At 65.4% G+C, this 1748-nt stretch carries 2 protein-coding genes; one reads left to right on the top strand and one right to left on the bottom strand.

Annotated elements, in window-relative coordinates; genetic code table 11:
• Positions 1-322: LysR substrate-binding domain-containing protein (locus AC1DWI_RS21795; RefSeq protein WP_477725746.1), on the top strand; the 322-nt coding region annotated here is incomplete at its 5' end.
• Between the two features lie 127 nt (positions 323-449).
• On the opposite strand, the gene lnt is transcribed toward AC1DWI_RS21795, so the two are convergent.
• The coding region (lnt, locus tag AC1DWI_RS21790) for an apolipoprotein N-acyltransferase (protein WP_477725745.1) at positions 450-1748 on the bottom strand (1299 nt) is incomplete at its 5' end.

Genomic DNA, 1748 nt, shown 5'->3' with positions numbered 1-1748 from the left:
GCTGGTGGGTGAGGATCCGATGTGCCAGTCGATCGACGACCTGGCGCGCCACCTGGGCCTGACCGCCCCCGAAGGTTTGCAGGTGCACACCTCGCGGCTGGCGCTGGAGCTGGTCAAGCGCGGCATGGGCTGGACAGTGGTGGACTTCCTGACGGCCAGCAACCTGGACCCGCAATCATTGACAGCGGTGCCGCTGCATGACTTTGCCCAGGCACCGCTCCAGATGTATTTTGCGAGCAGCACACCACCGGGGCAGGATGCGCTGCGCATGCTGGAGATGCTGCCAGAACTTTTACACGGCGTGATGGCCGCAACGTACTAAGCACACCCGACTCATCGCRGCCCCCAAACCAGCAGGGGCCGCGGAACTGGCTTTGCCAGGCCGCAGGCGCCGCCCCTGGAAGGGGGAAGGCGCTACACGCAGTGAGCGTCCGACGGGGTGGGCCAGTCTAGCGACGGCGACGGAACGCCCCAGCCAGGACCGCAACGCCCAGCCCCAGCCCCCACAGCGGCCACAGGCCGTAGCGGGACACCCAGTGGGCATACGGCGTGATGCCGTTGCGGCCCTGGACGTCGCCGTTCAGCACGCCGCGGGTGTGGCGCTCCAGCGAATGCGTGACTTTGCCCTGATGGTCGATGATGACCGTGGCACCGGTGTTGGTGGCGCGGATCATCGGTCGGCTGAATTCCAGCGCGCGCATGCGCGAAATTTGCAGGTGCTGGTCAATCGCCACGGTGTTGCCGAACCAGGCGATGTTGCTGACATTGACAAAGATGGTCGGGGCGAGCGCAGGATCGATGAAGCGTGTGCCCAGCTCTTCGCCAAAAAGATCTTCGTAGCAGATGTTGGGCGCCAGCCGCTGGCCTTTCCATTCGAAGGAAGCCTGCCCGACCGCACCCCGGTTGAAGTCGCCCAGCGGGATGTGCATCATGTCGATAAACCACCTGAAACCCGTCGGTATGAACTCGCCGAACGGCACCAGATGATGCTTGTCGAAACGGTATGGCTCTGCTTGCCCGGGCTTGAAGCCCAGCACAGAGTTGGCGTACCCGGCCTGGGAGCTGCCAATCGGCAGGCCGATCAATGCCGCCTGGTTGCCGGCGGCAAACCTTGCCTGCAGCGCTTGCCAGTAGCCTTCCGGCAATTGCTGTGGCAGCACGGGGATGGCGGTTTCAGGCGCCACCACCAGCGGCGCTTTCGCATCGCGCAGCTGCTGGCCGTACCAGCGCAGCGCCGTGGCCACACCTGTGCCGGGCTGGAATTTTTCGTTCTGGGGAATGTTGCCCTGCAGCAGCGAGACACCCAGCGGCTCGGCGGGCTGGACCGGGGTATCGCCGGGCCAGGCGCTTTGCACCGGCAGATAACCCGCCACTATGCAGACAACCAGGATGCCGGTCACGTTCAGCCATTGCACATGGGATGAGCGCAGGGTCATCGCCAGCCATGCTGCAACCAGCGCGGCCAGGAAAGTCAGCCCATGCACGCCCACCCACGCGGCCAGCGGCCTGGCCCAGCCGTCGACGTGGGCATAACCGCCCTCGCCCCAGGGAAAGCCGGTAAAGAATTCGACCCGGGCCAGCTCTGCCAGCAGCCAGAGGGCTGCAAACACCGTGGCACGTGGCAGCCTGCGCCTGGGCGCCAGCTTCACGAAAAATGCGCAGGCCGCTGCGTAGTAGAGCCCCAGAAAGGCGGCGAGCAGCACGATGGCCAGTACGGTCAGGGGCGCTGCCAGCCCGCCGTAGTAGTG

The organism is Polaromonas sp. P3_C2, from assembly GCF_056402675.1.
This window is presented reverse-complemented; position numbering and strand designations above follow the sequence as displayed.